19 protein-coding genes are annotated in these 15,592 nt (G+C 54.3%); 10 read left to right on the top strand and 9 right to left on the bottom strand.

What is annotated here, in order from left to right:
* Nucleotides 1-27 precede the first annotated feature (27 nt).
* From lptB to OB87_RS16240, 6 genes are read right to left on the bottom strand one after another with little or no spacing between them, the layout of a single operon-like run.
* Complete coding sequence (gene lptB, locus OB87_RS16265) at nucleotides 28-753, bottom strand: LPS export ABC transporter ATP-binding protein (protein ID WP_033570455.1); 726 nt, start codon at nucleotides 751-753, stop codon at nucleotides 28-30.
* A 15-nt stretch (nucleotides 754-768) separates the two neighbouring features.
* Nucleotides 769-1,347 carry a lipopolysaccharide ABC transporter substrate-binding protein LptA gene (gene lptA / locus OB87_RS16260; protein ID WP_033570454.1) on the bottom strand — a complete coding sequence of 193 codons (579 nt, stop codon included), beginning with the start codon at nucleotides 1,345-1,347 and terminating at the stop codon, nucleotides 769-771.
* Nucleotides 1,325-1,894, bottom strand: coding sequence for an LPS export ABC transporter periplasmic protein LptC (gene lptC / locus OB87_RS16255; RefSeq protein ID WP_033570453.1), 570 nt, complete (start codon nucleotides 1,892-1,894; stop codon nucleotides 1,325-1,327). Before lptC ends, lptA begins: the two co-directional genes overlap by 23 nt.
* Nucleotides 1,891-2,457, bottom strand: coding sequence for a 3-deoxy-manno-octulosonate-8-phosphatase KdsC (gene kdsC, locus OB87_RS16250; protein WP_033570452.1), 567 nt, complete (start codon nucleotides 2,455-2,457; stop codon nucleotides 1,891-1,893). Before kdsC ends, lptC begins: the two co-directional genes overlap by 4 nt.
* 48 nt (nucleotides 2,458-2,505) lie before the next feature.
* The gene (kdsD, locus tag OB87_RS16245) at nucleotides 2,506-3,492 is read right to left on the bottom strand and encodes an arabinose-5-phosphate isomerase KdsD (RefSeq protein WP_033570451.1); all 987 of its coding nucleotides are present in this window, start codon (nucleotides 3,490-3,492) and stop codon (nucleotides 2,506-2,508) included.
* 30 nt (nucleotides 3,493-3,522) lie between these two features.
* Entirely contained in the window at nucleotides 3,523-4,485 is a 963-nt protein-coding gene (locus OB87_RS16240; RefSeq protein ID WP_033570450.1) for a calcium/sodium antiporter, read from the bottom strand.
* Between the two features lie 278 nt (nucleotides 4,486-4,763).
* Here OB87_RS16240 and mlaF point away from each other — a divergent pair, with 278 nt between their 5' ends.
* From mlaF to murA, 7 genes are all read left to right on the top strand, one after another.
* Nucleotides 4,764-5,573 (top strand): phospholipid ABC transporter ATP-binding protein MlaF, encoded by an 810-nt coding sequence (gene mlaF / locus OB87_RS16235; RefSeq protein ID WP_033570449.1) that lies wholly within the window; start codon nucleotides 4,764-4,766, stop codon nucleotides 5,571-5,573.
* A 3-nt stretch (nucleotides 5,574-5,576) separates the two neighbouring features.
* Nucleotides 5,577-6,359, top strand: a complete 783-nt coding sequence (gene mlaE, locus OB87_RS16230; RefSeq protein WP_033570448.1) for a lipid asymmetry maintenance ABC transporter permease subunit MlaE — start codon at nucleotides 5,577-5,579, stop codon at nucleotides 6,357-6,359.
* A 4-nt stretch (nucleotides 6,360-6,363) separates the two neighbouring features.
* Nucleotides 6,364-6,993 carry an outer membrane lipid asymmetry maintenance protein MlaD gene (mlaD, locus tag OB87_RS16225; RefSeq protein WP_033570447.1) on the top strand — a complete coding sequence of 210 codons (630 nt, stop codon included), beginning with the start codon at nucleotides 6,364-6,366 and terminating at the stop codon, nucleotides 6,991-6,993.
* Nucleotides 6,994-7,004: 11 nt separating this feature from the next.
* The gene (mlaC, locus tag OB87_RS16220) at nucleotides 7,005-7,637 is read left to right on the top strand and encodes a phospholipid-binding protein MlaC (RefSeq protein WP_033570446.1); all 633 of its coding nucleotides are present in this window, start codon (nucleotides 7,005-7,007) and stop codon (nucleotides 7,635-7,637) included.
* Nucleotides 7,630-7,932 carry a lipid asymmetry maintenance protein MlaB gene (mlaB, locus tag OB87_RS16215; RefSeq protein ID WP_033570445.1) on the top strand — a complete coding sequence of 101 codons (303 nt, stop codon included), beginning with the start codon at nucleotides 7,630-7,632 and terminating at the stop codon, nucleotides 7,930-7,932. The genes mlaC and mlaB overlap by 8 nt, the downstream gene beginning before the upstream one ends.
* 131 nt (nucleotides 7,933-8,063) lie before the next feature.
* Nucleotides 8,064-8,318, top strand: a complete 255-nt coding sequence (gene ibaG, locus OB87_RS16210; protein ID WP_033570444.1) for a BolA family iron metabolism protein IbaG — start codon at nucleotides 8,064-8,066, stop codon at nucleotides 8,316-8,318.
* Nucleotides 8,319-8,371: 53 nt separating this feature from the next.
* Complete coding sequence (gene murA, locus OB87_RS16205) at nucleotides 8,372-9,634, top strand: UDP-N-acetylglucosamine 1-carboxyvinyltransferase (protein ID WP_033570443.1); 1,263 nt, start codon at nucleotides 8,372-8,374, stop codon at nucleotides 9,632-9,634.
* Between the two features lie 56 nt (nucleotides 9,635-9,690).
* On the opposite strand, the gene degS is transcribed toward murA, so the two are convergent.
* The 3 genes from degS to zapG all read right to left on the bottom strand — a co-directional run bounded on the left by degS (nucleotide 9,691) and on the right by zapG (nucleotide 12,847).
* Nucleotides 9,691-10,752, bottom strand: a complete 1,062-nt coding sequence (degS, locus tag OB87_RS16200; protein ID WP_033570442.1) for an outer membrane-stress sensor serine endopeptidase DegS — start codon at nucleotides 10,750-10,752, stop codon at nucleotides 9,691-9,693.
* A gap of 87 nt (nucleotides 10,753-10,839) precedes the next feature.
* Nucleotides 10,840-12,210 carry a serine endoprotease DegQ gene (gene degQ / locus OB87_RS16195; protein ID WP_033570441.1) on the bottom strand — a complete coding sequence of 457 codons (1,371 nt, stop codon included), beginning with the start codon at nucleotides 12,208-12,210 and terminating at the stop codon, nucleotides 10,840-10,842.
* Nucleotides 12,211-12,442: 232 nt separating this feature from the next.
* Nucleotides 12,443-12,847, bottom strand: a complete 405-nt coding sequence (gene zapG / locus OB87_RS16190) for a Z-ring associated protein ZapG (RefSeq protein WP_033570440.1) — start codon at nucleotides 12,845-12,847, stop codon at nucleotides 12,443-12,445.
* A 210-nt stretch (nucleotides 12,848-13,057) separates the two neighbouring features.
* On the opposite strand from zapG, the gene zapE reads away from it, so the two are divergent.
* The 3 genes from zapE (at nucleotide 13,058) to rpsI (ending at nucleotide 15,280) form a co-directional block, all read left to right on the top strand.
* A complete protein-coding gene (zapE, locus tag OB87_RS16185; protein WP_033570439.1) occupies nucleotides 13,058-14,185 on the top strand; it encodes a cell division protein ZapE in 1,128 nt (375 codons plus the stop codon).
* Between the two features lie 258 nt (nucleotides 14,186-14,443).
* Nucleotides 14,444-14,872 (top strand): 50S ribosomal protein L13, encoded by a 429-nt coding sequence (gene rplM / locus OB87_RS16180; RefSeq protein WP_012883052.1) that lies wholly within the window; start codon nucleotides 14,444-14,446, stop codon nucleotides 14,870-14,872.
* Between the two features lie 15 nt (nucleotides 14,873-14,887).
* Nucleotides 14,888-15,280 carry a 30S ribosomal protein S9 gene (gene rpsI, locus OB87_RS16175; protein WP_013316025.1) on the top strand — a complete coding sequence of 131 codons (393 nt, stop codon included), beginning with the start codon at nucleotides 14,888-14,890 and terminating at the stop codon, nucleotides 15,278-15,280.
* Nucleotides 15,281-15,592: the final 312 nt, after the last annotated feature.

Here is a 15,592-nt window from a genome sequence, read left to right as displayed (position 1 = left end):
GAATGATCAACTTAAAACATGACGTTATCAGAGTCGGAAGCCTTCGCCCAGATAGACTCGTTTTACCTGCTCATTCGCCAGTATATCCATCGGGGAGCCGTGGGCAATAAGCTGGCCCTGACTAACGATATAAGCGCGTTCACAAACGTCGAGCGTTTCGCGAACGTTATGGTCGGTAATCAACACACCCAACCCACTATCGCGCAGATGCTCAATGATTTTCTTGATGTCGATAACTGAAATCGGGTCTACCCCTGCAAAGGGCTCGTCGAGCAGGATAAATTTGGGGTTGGCGGCCAGCGCCCGGGCGATTTCCACCCGGCGGCGTTCACCACCGGACAGTGATTGTCCCAAACTATCGCGCAGATGAACAATATGAAACTCTTCCATCAGTTGGTTGGCGCGATCCTGCTGCTGCTCGCGGGTCAGATCTTTTCTGATTTCCAGCACCGCCATCAGGTTGTCGTAGACACTCAGACGCCGAAAAATCGAGGCTTCCTGCGGCAGATAACCGATACCACGGCGGGCGCGATCATGCAGCGGCAGCAGGCTGATGTCCTCATCGTCGATCACGATGCGGCCTTCGTCGCGGGGGACGATACCCACAACCATATAAAAGGTGGTGGTTTTACCAGCCCCGTTAGGCCCAAGCAGCCCGACGATTTCACCCGAATTCACAGTCAGGCTGACGTTTTCCACCACTTTGCGGCCTTTATACGCCTTGGCCAGATTTTCGGCGATTAGTGTTGCCATGGGTTAGCGCGTTACTCACTGTTGTTTGGTGGGCTTGCTGGTGTTGCCACTGGGCTTGGCACCGTTCTGGGTGCCTTTGTCCTGCAACTGCGTCGGGACCAGCACGGTGGTGACGCGTTTGCCTTTGTCGCTGAACGCTTCCATTTGCTGCTGTTGCACCAGATAGGTGATGCGGTCGCCTTTAACGTTGCTGTCCAACTGCTCCAGGTAAGCGTCGCCGGTCAGAATGACCAGCTGTTTGTCCATCTCGTAGCGAATCTTCTGCGAATGGCCTTTGACCGGCTTGCCGTTGTCCTGCATTTGATAGAAGGTGGCCGGTTTACCGTAACCTTCAATGACTTCATGACCTTGCTGGCCGTTAGGGCGAGTGACCACCACCTTGTCGGCCTGCGCTTTTATTGACCCCTGCGTGACAATAACGTTGCCGGTGAACGTCACCACATTGCCCTGCATATCCAACGCCTGCTGATCGGAGGTGATGTGGATGGGTTGCTCGGTGTCTCCGGTCAGCGCCAGTGCCGGAATACTGACGGCAAAAAGCGAGCTGGCGATCAGGATGCTGTGTAATACATTAATTTTTTGGTTGGATTTCATAATAGGATTTTACCTTATCGATCAACTCAGCGGTTTTGCTGCGCAGATTTCCACGCATTTTCAGTCCGTTAGAGGTAAAGTTGACACCGTACAGGGTGACTTCGTCATCTGACGTCACATCCTGCGTAACCAGATTTATCTGCGCATTATCCGTTTTAATCCGCTCCAGCTGTGAGTCGTTGGTCAGGCTGTTGACCTCGACATGGCCGTACAGATACAACATACGGTCTTTTGTCAGTTTGGCGCGATCAGCCCGTACCGACCAGGTGGCGACGGCTTTCTCATCGAACATGGTCGCCACCGGCTGGGTGAACCAGCTTACCTGGTCGGCGTTGTAGTGCTCTGCTTTTTCAGCCACCAGCTTGTAACTCAGCTTTCCGGTTGGGTCATACACCACAGTAATGTTTTGCTGCATGGTATAGGCCGGATCGTTATTCTGCACTTCCGTTGGCCCGTTTCCTGTACGCTGGTTTGTCAGATTTAACCCGATCAGCACCAACGCAATCAATGCCAGCAACAGCGTTAGCCAGCGTTTTGTTTTACTCATATCGACAGCCCTTTGGCGAAGTCCAGTTTACCCTGAGCCAGCAGAATAAGATCGCAAATCTCTCTGACCGCACCACGGCCACCAGCAATGCGCGTCACATAGTGCGCGTTGGGCAGCAGCAGCGGATGGGCGTCTGCTACGGCAACGCTCAGCCCGACTTCGGCCATCACCGGCCAGTCGATCAGATCATCACCGATGTAGGCAACCTGGCTGGCGGTGAGCGACAGTGTATCTAACAGCTCACGGAAGGCCAAAAGCTTATCTGATTGCCCCTGATAAAGATGGCGTATTCCCAACGTTTGGCAGCGGTCAACCAGCAACTGAGATGAACGGCCGGTGATAATCGCTACATCAATGTCGGACGTCAGCAGGCAGCGAATACCATAGCCGTCGCGTACGTTGAAGGCTTTGAGTTCTTCTCCTTGATTTCCCATGTAGATCAGGCCGTCGGAAAGTACGCCGTCGACATCGCAGATTAACAGACGTATATCGCGAGCACGTTGCATGACCTGGGTATCGACAGGCCCGTAGCAGGTATCGGTTTGCGGCCGGGTTTCACTCATTCACACATATCCTTGATTTTTCATTCTGCGTTGTACGCCTGTGCCGGTTTATACCACGCCGGCGCGCAGCATATCGTGCATGTGGACGATTCCCAACAGGCGGTCATCTTCCGCCACCAGCAGCGACGTGATATGGCGGGACTGCATCAGGTTCAGTGCATCCACTGCCAGCGTTTGCGGCGCAACCCTGATACCACCTCGGGTCATCACATCGGCGATGCCAGCACTGTTCAGGTTGATATTCATGTCGAATACTCGGCGCAGGTCACCGTCGGTAAAGATGCCTTCGATGCGATCATCAGGGCCGCAAATCACCGTCATCCCCAGATTCTTGCGGGTAATCTCCAGCAGTGCATCACGCAACGACGCGTCGCGGCTGACGCGGGGGATCTCGTCACCGGTGTGCATGATATCGTTGATCCGCAACAGCAGTTTGCGGCCAAGTGCGCCGCCGGGGTGCGACAACGCGAAATCTTCAGCGGTAAAGCCACGCGCCTGCAACAGCGCGACGGCCAGCGCATCGCCCATCACCAGCGTGGCGGTGGTGCTGGAGGTCGGTGCCAGACCCAGCGGGCAGGCTTCCTGCGATACGTGGACACAAAGATGGATGTCCGCCGCTTTAGCCATAGTGCTTTCCGGATTGCCGGTCATGCAGATCAGGCACACCTGCAGGCGCTTCAACACCGGGATGAGCGCCAGGATTTCATGGGACTCGCCGGAGTTGGAAATGGCGATCACGATATCTTGCGCGGTAATCATCCCTAAATCGCCGTGACTGGCTTCGCCGGGGTGGACGAAAAAAGCCGGTGTACCGGTGCTGGCGAAGGTGGCAGCCATCTTGCAGCCGATATGCCCCGACTTACCCATGCCCATCACCACTACCTTGCCGTGGCAGTAAAACATTTTCTCGCAGGCGCGCGAAAAATTGTCGTCAATGTATTGATCCAACTGCGCGAGGCTGTCGCGTTCGATGGTCAGGACCTGCCGACCGGCGGTTTGGAAATCGAAACCAGGTTGTAGCTCGAAATGTGACATGTAAAACATCCTGCGTTGCCAATACGCTGGCTATGAGAACAAGAACAGCACCGAAAGGTACGCGATGAACGCACACAACAGCAATGCGCCCGCGCCCTGACCGATGCGCCGTTTCTGGCGGAGACAGAGAACCGTCAGGAGCGCGCTAACCCCCAGCATCACCCAGTAATCGCGCGTAAACGCGAGCGGGTTTACCGCACCGGGGGATAACAGGGCGGGCACGCCCAGCACTATCACGATATTAAAGATATTGGAACCAATCAGGTTGCCGAGCGCGATGTCGTCTTCTTTTTTCAACGTACCAACGATCGCGGTCGCCAATTCCGGCAGACTGGTGCCGACGGCCAGCACCGTCAGCCCGATGGTCAATTCGCTGATATTAAAGTAATTGGCGATGACCGTGGCGTTATCGATCACAATCCGTGCCGACATCGGCAGAATAATCAGGCCGATCAGCAGCCATAACAGCGCCACGGTCTGGTTGTTCTCTCTGGGTAGCTCAGCCATCTGCTCACGGGTCAGGCTGTCGTCGCCGCGGTTCTGGGCGGCGTGCGCCATACGTAGCATCAGTGCGATACAGCCACCGGCGGCCAGTAACAGAATCACGCCGTCCAGGCGGCTCAGGAAACTGTCGTGCAGCAGGACCCCGCACAAGAGTGTCACCACCAGCATGGGTGGCAGTTCCTGACGCAGCAGTGTGGAATGAACGGTCAGTGGGCGAATCAGGACGGCGCTGCCGAGGATTAACAGAATATTGGCGATGTTCGACCCCAGAACATTGCCGACCGCCATGTCGGTCTGATGATTGAGTGCTGCGGTCACCGATACCATCAGTTCGGGCAACGAGGTGCCCATTCCGACAATCGTCATGCCGATAATCATCGGCGGTACGCCGAATGTGCGGGCCAGTACGGCTGCGCCATACACCAGGCGGTCTGCACCATAAACCAGTAATACTAAACCAACAATTAACAGTACTGTCGCAAAAAGCATGCAGCGTCCTTTATTCAGGTATAATCACCGGTTTATTGGCGAACAAACCAGTATTTCTGGACGAATAATAAGCAAAACCGCCATTTTTCCTCGTTAGCGCTAATTCTGACTGCGCAGGGCGAAAAAGTAAAACCAATGGCAATTTTGGTCACGAACCGGTGCCCTGATTCTGTAACAGTGAAGAGCCAGCGTAACACCCCAGAAGACGGTTGTCGGGGTTGGGCCGCAAAAATGTGAAAACGGGCGGCTGCTATCGGCAGCCGTTGAGGAAAGAAACCATGAACCACGAAAATCTGGTAGAAATTCGCGGGCTCAGTTTCCGGCGGGGCAACAGGCCGATTTTTTCGGATGTCTCGCTGAACGTGCCAAAACAAAAGATCACGGCCATCATGGGGCCGTCGGGCATCGGTAAGACCACGCTGCTACGGCTAATTGGTGGACAACTGCAACCGGACAGCGGTGACATCTGGTTTGACGGGGAAAATATTCCGAGCCTTTCCCGTTCCCGCCTGTATGAGACTCGTAAGAAGATGAGCATGTTGTTTCAGTCCGGTGCGTTGTTTACCGATCTGAACGTGTTCGACAATGTTGCCTGGCCGCTGCGCGAGCATTCGCAACTGCCTGAGCCGCTGCTATATAGCACCGTGATGATGAAGCTGGAAGCGGTTGGGCTGCGCGGTGCGGCGGAGCTGATGCCGTCGGAGCTGTCCGGGGGAATGGCGCGGCGTGCGGCGCTGGCGCGCGCTATTGCGCTCGACCCGCAGTTGATCATGTTTGATGAGCCGTTTGTCGGCCAGGACCCGATCACCATGGGGGTGCTGGTGAAGCTGATCGATGAGTTGAATCATGCGCTTGGCGTAACCTGCATCGTGGTGTCCCATGATGTGCCGGAAGTGCTGAGTATCGCCGATTATGCCTATATCATCGCCGACCAGCATGTGGTGGCGGAAGGCTCGCCGACTGAATTGCAGCAGAATAACGATCCTCGTGTGAGGCAGTTTCTGGATGGCATTGCTGATGGCCCGGTGCCATTCCGCTATCCGGCGGGTGATTATCAGCGTGGGCTGTTAGGCTTGGGGAGTGAGTAATTCATGCTAATACAGGCATTAGCGTCGCTGGGACGTGTTGGCATTCAAGTCTGCGCTGCTTTCGGGCGAGCCGGGCTGATGCTGTTCAATGCGCTGGTCGGAAAGCCGGAGCCGGTCAAACAGTGGCCGTTGCTGCGCAAACAGCTGTATAGCGTCGGCGTGCAGTCGCTGCTGATCATCATGGTGTCTGGGGTATTCATCGGTATGGTGCTGGGGTTGCAGGGGTATCTGGTCCTGACTACCTACAGCGCCGAAGCCAGTCTGGGCATGATGGTGGCGCTGTCGTTGCTGCGCGAACTGGGGCCGGTGGTGACCGCGTTGTTGTTCGCCGGACGCGCCGGTTCCGCACTGACGGCGGAAATCGGGCTGATGAAGGCCACCGAGCAGTTATCCAGTATGGAGATGATGGCGGTGGACCCGTTGCGTCGCGTGGTAGCACCACGATTCTGGGCCGGGGTAATCACCATGCCGCTGCTGACGGTGATTTTTGTCGCTGTCGGCATCTGGGGTGGTGCGCTGGTCGGTGTGGACTGGAAAGGCATCGACAACGGCTTTTTCTGGTCGGCGATGCAAAACGCAGTGGAGTGGCAGAAAGACTTGCTTAACTGCGTTCTCAAGAGCCTGGTGTTTGCCATTACCGTGACCTGGATTGCGCTGTTCAACGGTTATGACGCGATTCCGACGTCAGAAGGCATCAGCCGCGCGACGACCCGCACCGTGGTGCATTCGTCGCTGGCGGTACTGGGATTGGATTTTGTGCTGACAGCACTGATGTTTGGGAAATAAGTCGATGCAAACAAAGAAACATGAAATTTGGGTTGGCGTATTCATGCTGATTGCGCTGTGCGCCATAGTCTTTTTATGTCTGAAAGTCGCTGACCTGAAATCGTTGGGGCAGCAACAGACCTACCGTTTGTACGCGACCTTCGACAATATCGGCGGCCTCAAAGCGCGCTCTCCAGTGAAAGTCGGTGGGGTGGTGATTGGCCGTGTGGCGGATATCTCGCTGGATACCAAAACGTATCTGCCGCGGGTAACAATGGATATCGATAAGCGTTACGACCACATTCCGGATACCAGTTCGCTGGCGGTTCGTACTTCCGGCCTGCTGGGCGAACAGTATCTGGCGCTGAACATGGGTTTTGAAGACGAGGACATGGGCACGTCGATTCTCAAAGACGGCGGCACTGTTCAGGACACCAAGTCGGCTATGGTTTTGGAAGACCTTATCGGTCAATTCCTATATAAGAGCGGTGGCAACAATACTGACAATGCCAGCCAGAATAATACCAGTCAGGACACGGTTACCCCAAATAGTGCGAATCAGAGCCATGCTCAACCGGCACCAACTAAACCGGCGGAGAAACGTGGCGAGGCGACAACCCCTGAATCTGGCGCAAAACCAGCCCAACAGCCTTGAGAGGACACAGCATGTTGAAACGTTTATTGATGGTGGCTCTGTTGGTGATAGCCCCGTTCGTCAGCGCTGCTGACCAGACTAACCCTTACAGCCTGATGCGCGATGCGGCGCAGAAAACCTTCGACCGTCTCAAGAATGAACAGCCACGCATTAAGCAGGATCCCAACTATCTGCGTACCGTGGTGCGTGAAGAACTGCTGCCGTATGTGCAGGTGAAATACGCTGGCGCATTGGTGCTGGGCCAGTATTACAAAAACGCCACACCGGAGCAGCGCGAAGCCTATTTCAAAGCGTTTGAGGCTTATCTGGAACAGGCATATGGTCAGGCGCTGGCGTCTTACCATGGTCAGACCTACGAAATTGCGCCGGAGCAGCCGGTGGGCAACGCCGAGATTGTTTCCATTCGCGTCACCATTATCGACAATGGCGGCCGCCCGCCAATCCGTCTGGATTTCCAGTGGCGCAAGAACACCAAAACCGGTTACTGGCAAGCGTATGACATGATCGCCGAAGGGGTGAGCATGATTACCACCAAGCAGAACGAATGGGCGTCTACGCTGCGTCAGAATGGGGTCGATGGCCTGACTAAACAGTTGCAGGCTGCGGCACAGCAGCCGATTTCGCTGGGTCAGAAAAATGGCTGATGCGCTGCGCTGGCGACAGGAGGACGGCACCCTGCGCCTGGAAGGCGATCTTGACCGGAATACGCTGTTGCCGCTGTGGCGGCAGCGCGACGCACTGCTGAGCAATAGCAATGTGCTGGATGTTGGTCAGGTGGCGAGGGTGGATTCTTCCGGACTTGCCCTGCTGGTGCATTTTTATCATCAGCAAGAGCAGCAGGGGAAAACGCTGGCGATTATCGGCGCCAGCGATCGGCTTCGCACCCTGATTCAGTTATATAACCTGAGTGAAATCATTCCTGTCCGGTCAGCCGACTGAACCTTGCATTCCACGTAACGTTAACCCCCCTTGCTGCGTGCGCGTAGGGGGATTTCTTTTGTTTAAGATAGCGACAGATTCATCTAAGATACCACCCTGTTTATCATCCCCCTGACGTAGAATCGAGAGCAATGGAAAACAACGAAATTAAAGACGTGCTGATGGGCGCGCTGGCGCTGCAGGAAGTGCATGTTTCCGGTGACGGCAGCCACTTCCAGGTCATTGTGATAGGCGAGTTGTTCAAGGGTATGAGCCGCGTAAAACAGCAGCAGGCGGTCTACGCGCCACTGATGGAATATATCGCGGATAATCGCATTCATGCGTTGTCGATCAAGGCTTATACCCCTGAAGAATGGCAGCGCGACCGCAAACTGAGCGGTCTGTAATTCAGCGGCCGCCCGGCCGTGCTATTGAGTCTGAACATTGAGAAATCGTCACTATGGATAAATTTCGTGTGCAGGGGCCAACCCGGCTCGCTGGTGAAGTCACCATTTCCGGCGCTAAAAATGCAGCCCTGCCTATTCTGTTTGCCGCATTGCTGGCTGAAGAGCCGGTGGAAATCCAGAACGTTCCCAAGCTGCGTGATATCGACACCACCATGAAGCTGCTGAGCCAGCTGGGCGCGCATGTCGAGCGTAATGGTTCCGTGCATGTAGATGCGAGTAAGGTTAACGTATTCTGCGCTCCCTATGATCTTGTTAAAACCATGCGTGCGTCAATTTGGGCGCTGGGCCCGCTGGTTGCGCGCTTCGGTCAGGGGCAGGTGTCGCTACCGGGCGGCTGCGCCATCGGTGCCCGTCCGGTAGATTTGCACATCAATGGTCTGGAACAGCTGGGTGCACAGATCACACTGGAAGAAGGGTATGTGAAGGCCACAGTCGAGGGTCGACTGAAAGGTGCACATATCGTGATGGATAAGGTCAGCGTCGGCGCGACCGTCACCATCATGAGCGCTGCTACGCTGGCGGTAGGCAAAACGATTATCGAAAATGCGGCGCGTGAGCCGGAAATCGTCGATACCGCGAATTTCCTCAATACGCTGGGTGCCAAAATCAGTGGCGCAGGTAGCGATAAAATCATCATTGAAGGCGTGGAGCGCCTGGGCGGCGGGGTCTATCGCGTGCTGCCAGACCGCATTGAAACCGGTACTTTCCTGGTAGCGGCTGCGGTGTCCGGTGGTAAGGTCATGTGCCGCCACACCCGTCCGGATACGTTGGATGCGGTGTTGTCCAAACTTCGCGAAGCGGGTGCTGATATCGACATCGGCGAAGACTGGATCAGCCTGGACATGCACGGCCAGCGTCCGAAAGCGGTTAACGTACGCACCGCTCCGCATCCAGGATTCCCGACCGATATGCAGGCGCAGTTTAGCCTGCTGAATCTGGTGGCGGAAGGCACCGGCGTCATCACTGAAACCATTTTCGAAAATCGTTTCATGCATATCCCCGAACTGATTCGTATGGGTGCGCAGGCGGAAATCGAAAGCAACACGGTGATTTGTCATGGTGTTGAGCACTTGTCCGGTGCGCAGGTAATGGCGACCGACCTGCGTGCGTCGGCCAGTCTGGTGCTGGCGGGATGTATTGCGGAAGGTACTACCTTAGTGGATCGTATCTATCACATCGATCGCGGTTACGAACGCATTGAAGATAAATTACGTGCGCTGGGTGCCAACATTGAACGTGTGAGTGCTAACGACTAATCGCTCATGCCGGGTGGCCTGTTCGTCACCCGGCAATTTCCTATGGGGATAGGTTCTTAGTCGCTGGGGAATTCCTGGATGGTCATATCGAGCTTTATTTCCTGATTATCACGTAAAATGACCACCGGTATGACTGAACCGGGGCGAATTTCCGCCACCTGATCCATCGTTTCTATCACTGAACGCGCTGGTTTGTTGTTAACCTCCAGCAATAGATCACCTACTTTAATACCCGCCTTATCCGCCGGGCCACCGGAATCAACCTTATTGACGATGATACCTTGTAGCCGCTCCAGACCAGTGACCTGATTACCCAGTCGTTCGCGCTGCGCGCCACTAATCCCGATATAACCACGAATCACTCGCCCATCGCGGATCAGCTTGTTCATGATTTTGGTCGCCAGTGCGGTAGGTATGGCAAAACCGATACCTTCCGGTGTACCGCCATCATTACTTTTATCAAACGATAGCGTATTGATGCCGACCAGCTCACCAAGCGAGTTAACCAACGCACCGCCAGAGTTGCCCCGGTTGATGGAGGCGTCGGTTTGCAGAAAATTCTGCCGACCCGAAGAGCTCAGGCCCACCCGGCCGGTCGCGCTGACAATCCCCTGAGTTACCGTCTGGCCGAGGTTGTAGGGGTTACCGATAGCCATCACGACATCACCGACATGGGACACTCGTTTCGGGTTGATGGGGATTTCCGGCAGATTGGCACCTTCGATTTTCAGTACTGCCAGGTCAGTCAGACTGTCTGAGCCGACCAACAGTGCTTCAAAGATACGGCCATCCTGTAACGTGACCACAATTTGTTCAGCATTGCTGATCACATGCTTGTTGGTCAGGATGTACCCTTTGCTATTCATGATCACGCCAGAGCCTAACGTGCGGATATTCAACTCGTTTTGGGTGCTAGGATCATTGGCCTGATTGTATACGTTCACCACGGCTGGTGCGGCACGGCGTACCCCCTGATAATAACTGACTGGGGTTTCCTGGCTGTCGCCGTCGCCGGATTTGAACAATCCTTGGTTGGAACGCAATGTCGGGATTGCCAGCAGCAGGATACCGGCCACGATGACACCGAACAGCGCCGAACGTAACAGTTTGGTTAACATGAGCGTTTGGGGTGCATAAAGAAGGTTGGATGCAGAATATCAGAGAAGAATGGACACCGCATTGCGCGGCGTCCATTTTTTCATGGCTTAACGCAGCAATAGATAGATGCTCTCATCACCGCGGACAATATTCAGGGCCAGAACCGTAGGTTTGGCTTCCAGAATTTTGCGCAATTGGGTGATGTTTTCCACGCGTTCGCGGTTCACACCGACAATAATGTCGCCTTTTTGCAGGCCAACCTTGGCAGCGGCGCTGTCTTTAGCCACATTGTCGATCGCTACACCTTTGCTGCCGTCCTTCAACTGACCATTGTTGAGGGTGGCACCTTGCAAGGCCGGAGACAGGGTGTCGGCATTGGTCGTGACATTAGCACTGTTGTCCAGAACAACGGAGACTTCCTGCTGCTTGCCGTCACGCAGCAGACCGATACGAACTGTTTTACCCGGTGCGGTAGTACCGATCTTGGCACGCAATTCAGCAAAACTGCTGATGGGCTTACCATCCAGCGATACCAACACATCGCCTGCTTTGATACCCGCCTTCGCGGCAGCCGACTTAGGAATGACCTCGCTGACGAAGGCTCCTCGCTGCGCATCCACCTTGAACGCTTTGGCGATTTCAGAGGTCATCTCGCTGCCCTTGATACCCAACAGGCCGCGTTTTACTTCGCCGAACTCCACTAATTGCTGTGCCAGATTCTGCGCCATGTTGCTTGGAATAGCGAAGCCGATGCCGACGTTGCCGCCACTCGGTGCCAGAATCGCGGTGTTGATGCCGATAAGCTCACCGCGCAGGTTAACCAGCGCACCACCGGAATTACCACGGTTGATGGAGGCATCGGTCTGGATAAAGTTTTCCAGCCCTTCCAGGTTCAGGCCGCTGCGGCCCAGCGCAGAAATGATGCCAGACGTCGCGGTCTGACCAAGCCCGAACGGGTTGCCGACAGCAACGGCGAAGTCACCGACACGTAGCTGATCGGAGTCGGCCATTTTGATTTCGGTGAGGTTTTTAGCGTCATTCAATTGCAACAGCGCGATATCCGTTTGTTCATCGCGGCCGATCAGCTTGGCGTCGTATTCACGGCCGTCATTCAACTGCACCTGAATTTTATCGGCGTTGTTGACGACGTGGTTGTTGGTCAGCACGTAGCCTTTTTCAGCATTGATAATGACGCCGGAACCCAACCCCTCAAACGGGCGAGAGTTCTGTTTCTCAGAGGGCGTGTTGGGACCGAAGAAAAATTTGAATTCTTCCGGGATACGCTGGCGCTGTACCTGCGTTCCTTCCACGTGAACACTCACTACAGCGGGCAGCACTTTTTCCAGCATCGGTGCCAGGCTGGGCAAAGCCTGACCTTCTACAACCGCAGGTAACGCGGCATTGGCCGGGGGCAGCGAAGACAACGACAGTCCAATACCGAGTGCCAGTGCGCTATATAACAACGATGTTTTTTTCATTGATTGTTAACTCTCTCACGACCTGCCTATGAATAAAACGATGATATATAAACTCAAACTTGCGGTGAAGACTCAGACCCAGGGCAGAGTGTAAAGTTCACTGATATTTCGTCAGTAGAATGTAACGGCCGCTGATGCGGGAGACGATGAGAATGGTCGACAACGGGCGTCCCTGACGACAAACGGCATGTCGTCAGGGTGAATACAGTCGAAAGAACAGTAAACCAATTGGTCACTTGCCGACGGGGCGAGTACCGCGCAGCAGGCCGGAAGCGCTGCCTGAATAGTCGCGAGGCGGCATATCCACCGGTGCCTGGTCGTTGTCCGATTCGGCTTCGGTCAGGCGATAGTGGAACGGATTATCCTGCATCGGGACATCAGGCAACAGGCTGTTGGAGCTTTTCGCCATGTGCTGATAGAGCTGGCGGTAATCGCGCGCCATATTGTCGAGCAACTCCGCACTGCGAGCGAAGTGACTAACCAGTTCCTGACGATATTCTTCCAATTCGGTCTTATTTTTCTCCAGTTCGTTTTGCAGTACCTGCTGCTGGCGCAGTTTACGGTTGCCGAACCGCATCGCGACAGCGCCAATGATGACACCGATAACAAATCCAATCAGCGCAGACTCCCAGGTCATAAAACGACTCCTATTTTGACTTCGTTGTCCCGTAGGGTTTTTTCACTTAATAATAGTCACTATAACCGCTAACCTCGCTGGAGTGGAGCCCTTGTGTCTGGTCTGACCTAGAGCACAGGCATCGCGAAGCGGTAACGCTCACGATCACGAGCTGAACCGGCGTTAACGCACGATAAAATACAACGAAATTTTTCTCAGGGATTTTGTGCTATGCAGAGAAGAACCCCTTTGGCGCTTTACCAGCAGGCCCTGGTGGCGCAGACCTACCAACCGGATGAAGTGCAACATCAGACGGTTATCCGCCTGAACACCATTCATCAGACGCTGACGGAGCAGGTGTGGGCGCAACCGGAAAGTACGACGGGGCTGATGACAAAGTGGCGTACCTGGCTGGGGCAGAAAGAAAAATCGCCATCGCCGGTACAAGGGCTGTATATGTGGGGCGGCGTGGGACGGGGTAAAACCTGGTTGATGGACCTGTTTTTTCACAGCCTGCCTTCGGAACGCAAGTTACGTTTGCACTTTCACCGCTTTATGCTGCGCGTGCATGAAGAGCTGAACCAATTGCAGGGGCAGGAAAATCCGCTGGAAAAGGTGGCTGACGGATTTAAAGCGCAAACCGACATTCTGTGCTTCGACGAGTTTTTCGTTTCTGATATTACCGATGCGATGCTGCTGGCGGAACTGCTGAGGGCGCTGTTTTCTCGTGGTATCGCGCTGGTTGCAACCTCCAATATTCCGCCGGATGAACTGTATCGCAACGGGTTGCAGCGCGCGCGTTTTCTGCCCGCTATCGAGCTGATCAAACGACACTGCGATGTATTGAATGTGGACGCGGGTATCGATTATCGGCTGCGTACCCTGACTCAGGCGCATCTGTATCTGACCCCGAACAATGCGGATACCGACGCAGAAATGCAGGCGATGTTCCGCCGCTTGTCTGGGCGCGATTTCAGTCAGCCCGGTCCGGTGCTGGAGATTAATCATCGGCCGCTGACGACGCTGAGCGCTGGTGACGGGGTGCTGGCGGTGGATTTCGCCACCCTGTGCCTTGAGGCGCGTAGCCAGAATGACTACATCGCGCTATCACGGCTGTATCACACCGTGCTGTTACACCATGTTCCGGTGATGGAAGTTAAAGATGAGAACGCGGCCCGTCGCTTTCTGGCGCTGGTAGACGAATTTTACGAACGCCGGGTGAAGCTGATTATGTCGGCGCAGGCGACGATGTTTGAGATTTATCAGGGTGAACATCTGAAGTTTGAGTACCAGCGCTGTCTGTCGCGTTTGCAGGAAATGCAGAGCGAAGAGTACCTGCGTCAGCCGCATTTGCCGTAACAAGCGTTTCTGGCGACAAAGGGCGTATGCCTTGCTAGAAATCATGAGAGAAAAGAGTCGATCTTTGAAGTCGACTTCTCTATAATCTTGCGACCCCACGTTACAACAAAGTTTTTTCCCGAAACTTTAATCGCGCTGGCAATAGCTATTCGAAGGGGTAGGTTTGCTGGACTAGATAGCCGTGTGAACCTCAAAACACTATATTTATGAAGCGTTTGGGTGTTCACCAACGTGTAACTTAAATTGGGTAAGCTTTTAATGAAAACTTTTACAGCTAAACCAGAAACCGTAAAACGCGACTGGTACGTTGTTGATGCGAGCGGTAAAACTCTTGGCCGTCTGGCTACTGAACTGGCTCGTCGTCTGCGCGGTAAGCACAAAGCGGAATACACTCCGCACGTTGATACCGGTGACTACATCATCGTTCTGAACGCAGAAAAAGTTGCTGTAACCGGCAACAAACGTTCTGACAAGATGTACTACCACCACACTGGCCACATCGGTGGTATCAAAGAAGCGACCTTTGAAGAGATGATTGCCCGCCGTCCTGAGCGCGTAATTGAAATCGCGGTTAAAGGCATGCTGCCGAAGGGCCCGCTGGGTCGTGCTATGTACCGTAAACTGAAAGTTTACGCTGGTAACGAGCACAATCACGCGGCACAGCAACCGCAAGTTCTGGACATTTAATCGGGATTACAGGCAATGGCTGAAAATCAATACTACGGCACTGGTCGCCGCAAAAGCTCCGCCGCTCGCGTATTTATCAAACCGGGTAGCGGCAACATCGTCATCAACCAGCGTACTCTGGAACAGTACTTCGGCCGCGAGACTGCTCGCATGGTCGTTCGCCAGCCGCTGGAACTGGTCGATATGGTTGGTAAACTGGATCTGTACATCACCGTTAAAGGTGGTGGTATCTCCGGTCAGGCCGGTGCTATCCGTCATGGTATCACCCGCGCTCTGATGGAATACGACGAATCTCTGCGTTCTGAACTGCGTAAAGCTGGCTTCGTTACCCGTGACGCTCGTCAGGTTGAACGTAAAAAAGTTGGTCTGCGCAAAGCACGTCGTCGTCCGCAGTTCTCCAAACGTTAATTTCTGGCTGCCTGGCAGCGAAATCAACGCAGAAAGCCCGGTGCTTGTCACCGGGTTTTTTTTCGACCTAAATTATTCATGGAAAAAATCTGCTTTAATTACCGTGGGTTAGCCATGAAAACACGCTTATCCCCCCACAAAACAAACAGAATCTGATACACTATTCGCCGGTTTTGTGCCTGTTCGCCAGCAAGTGATTTTAACAGAACGACGGATGTCGTCCGCTTTCCCGGTGGGGAAGTCCAAACGCGGCGAGGCCAGCAGGATCCTATTCGAGCGGTTGTTCGCCGTATTTTTTCGATAACTTGGAGG

This window comes from Dickeya undicola (assembly GCF_000784735.1).
Taxonomy (GTDB): Bacteria; Pseudomonadota; Gammaproteobacteria; order Enterobacterales; family Enterobacteriaceae; genus Dickeya; species Dickeya undicola.
The sequence above is the reverse complement of the archived record's forward strand: the minus strand, read 5'-3'. Positions and strand labels throughout refer to the sequence as shown.

What these genes read in the sequence shown, in the direction of transcription:
- zapG (WP_033570440.1), bottom strand. Translation starts at nt 12,847, where the DNA reads ATGACCTGGGAGTCTGCGCTGATTGGATTTGTTATCGGTGTCATCATT.
- degQ (WP_033570441.1), bottom strand. Translation starts at nt 12,210, where the DNA reads ATGAAAAAAACATCGTTGTTATATAGCGCACTGGCACTCGGTATTGGA.
- kdsD (WP_033570451.1), bottom strand. Translation starts at nt 3,492, where the DNA reads ATGTCACATTTCGAGCTACAACCTGGTTTCGATTTCCAAACCGCCGGT.
- mlaC (WP_033570446.1), top strand. Translation starts at nt 7,005, where the DNA reads ATGTTGAAACGTTTATTGATGGTGGCTCTGTTGGTGATAGCCCCGTTC.
- rpsI (WP_013316025.1), top strand. Translation starts at nt 14,888, where the DNA reads ATGGCTGAAAATCAATACTACGGCACTGGTCGCCGCAAAAGCTCCGCC.
- zapE (WP_033570439.1), top strand. Translation starts at nt 13,058, where the DNA reads ATGCAGAGAAGAACCCCTTTGGCGCTTTACCAGCAGGCCCTGGTGGCG.
- degS (WP_033570442.1), bottom strand. Translation starts at nt 10,752, where the DNA reads ATGTTAACCAAACTGTTACGTTCGGCGCTGTTCGGTGTCATCGTGGCC.
- mlaD (WP_033570447.1), top strand. Translation starts at nt 6,364, where the DNA reads ATGCAAACAAAGAAACATGAAATTTGGGTTGGCGTATTCATGCTGATT.
- lptB (WP_033570455.1), bottom strand. Translation starts at nt 753, where the DNA reads ATGGCAACACTAATCGCCGAAAATCTGGCCAAGGCGTATAAAGGCCGC.
- mlaF (WP_033570449.1), top strand. Translation starts at nt 4,764, where the DNA reads ATGAACCACGAAAATCTGGTAGAAATTCGCGGGCTCAGTTTCCGGCGG.
- ibaG (WP_033570444.1), top strand. Translation starts at nt 8,064, where the DNA reads ATGGAAAACAACGAAATTAAAGACGTGCTGATGGGCGCGCTGGCGCTG.
- rplM (WP_012883052.1), top strand. Translation starts at nt 14,444, where the DNA reads ATGAAAACTTTTACAGCTAAACCAGAAACCGTAAAACGCGACTGGTAC.
- mlaB (WP_033570445.1), top strand. Translation starts at nt 7,630, where the DNA reads ATGGCTGATGCGCTGCGCTGGCGACAGGAGGACGGCACCCTGCGCCTG.
- mlaE (WP_033570448.1), top strand. Translation starts at nt 5,577, where the DNA reads ATGCTAATACAGGCATTAGCGTCGCTGGGACGTGTTGGCATTCAAGTC.
- OB87_RS16240 (WP_033570450.1), bottom strand. Translation starts at nt 4,485, where the DNA reads ATGCTTTTTGCGACAGTACTGTTAATTGTTGGTTTAGTATTACTGGTT.
- lptC (WP_033570453.1), bottom strand. Translation starts at nt 1,894, where the DNA reads ATGAGTAAAACAAAACGCTGGCTAACGCTGTTGCTGGCATTGATTGCG.
- murA (WP_033570443.1), top strand. Translation starts at nt 8,372, where the DNA reads ATGGATAAATTTCGTGTGCAGGGGCCAACCCGGCTCGCTGGTGAAGTC.
- kdsC (WP_033570452.1), bottom strand. Translation starts at nt 2,457, where the DNA reads ATGAGTGAAACCCGGCCGCAAACCGATACCTGCTACGGGCCTGTCGAT.
- lptA (WP_033570454.1), bottom strand. Translation starts at nt 1,347, where the DNA reads ATGAAATCCAACCAAAAAATTAATGTATTACACAGCATCCTGATCGCC.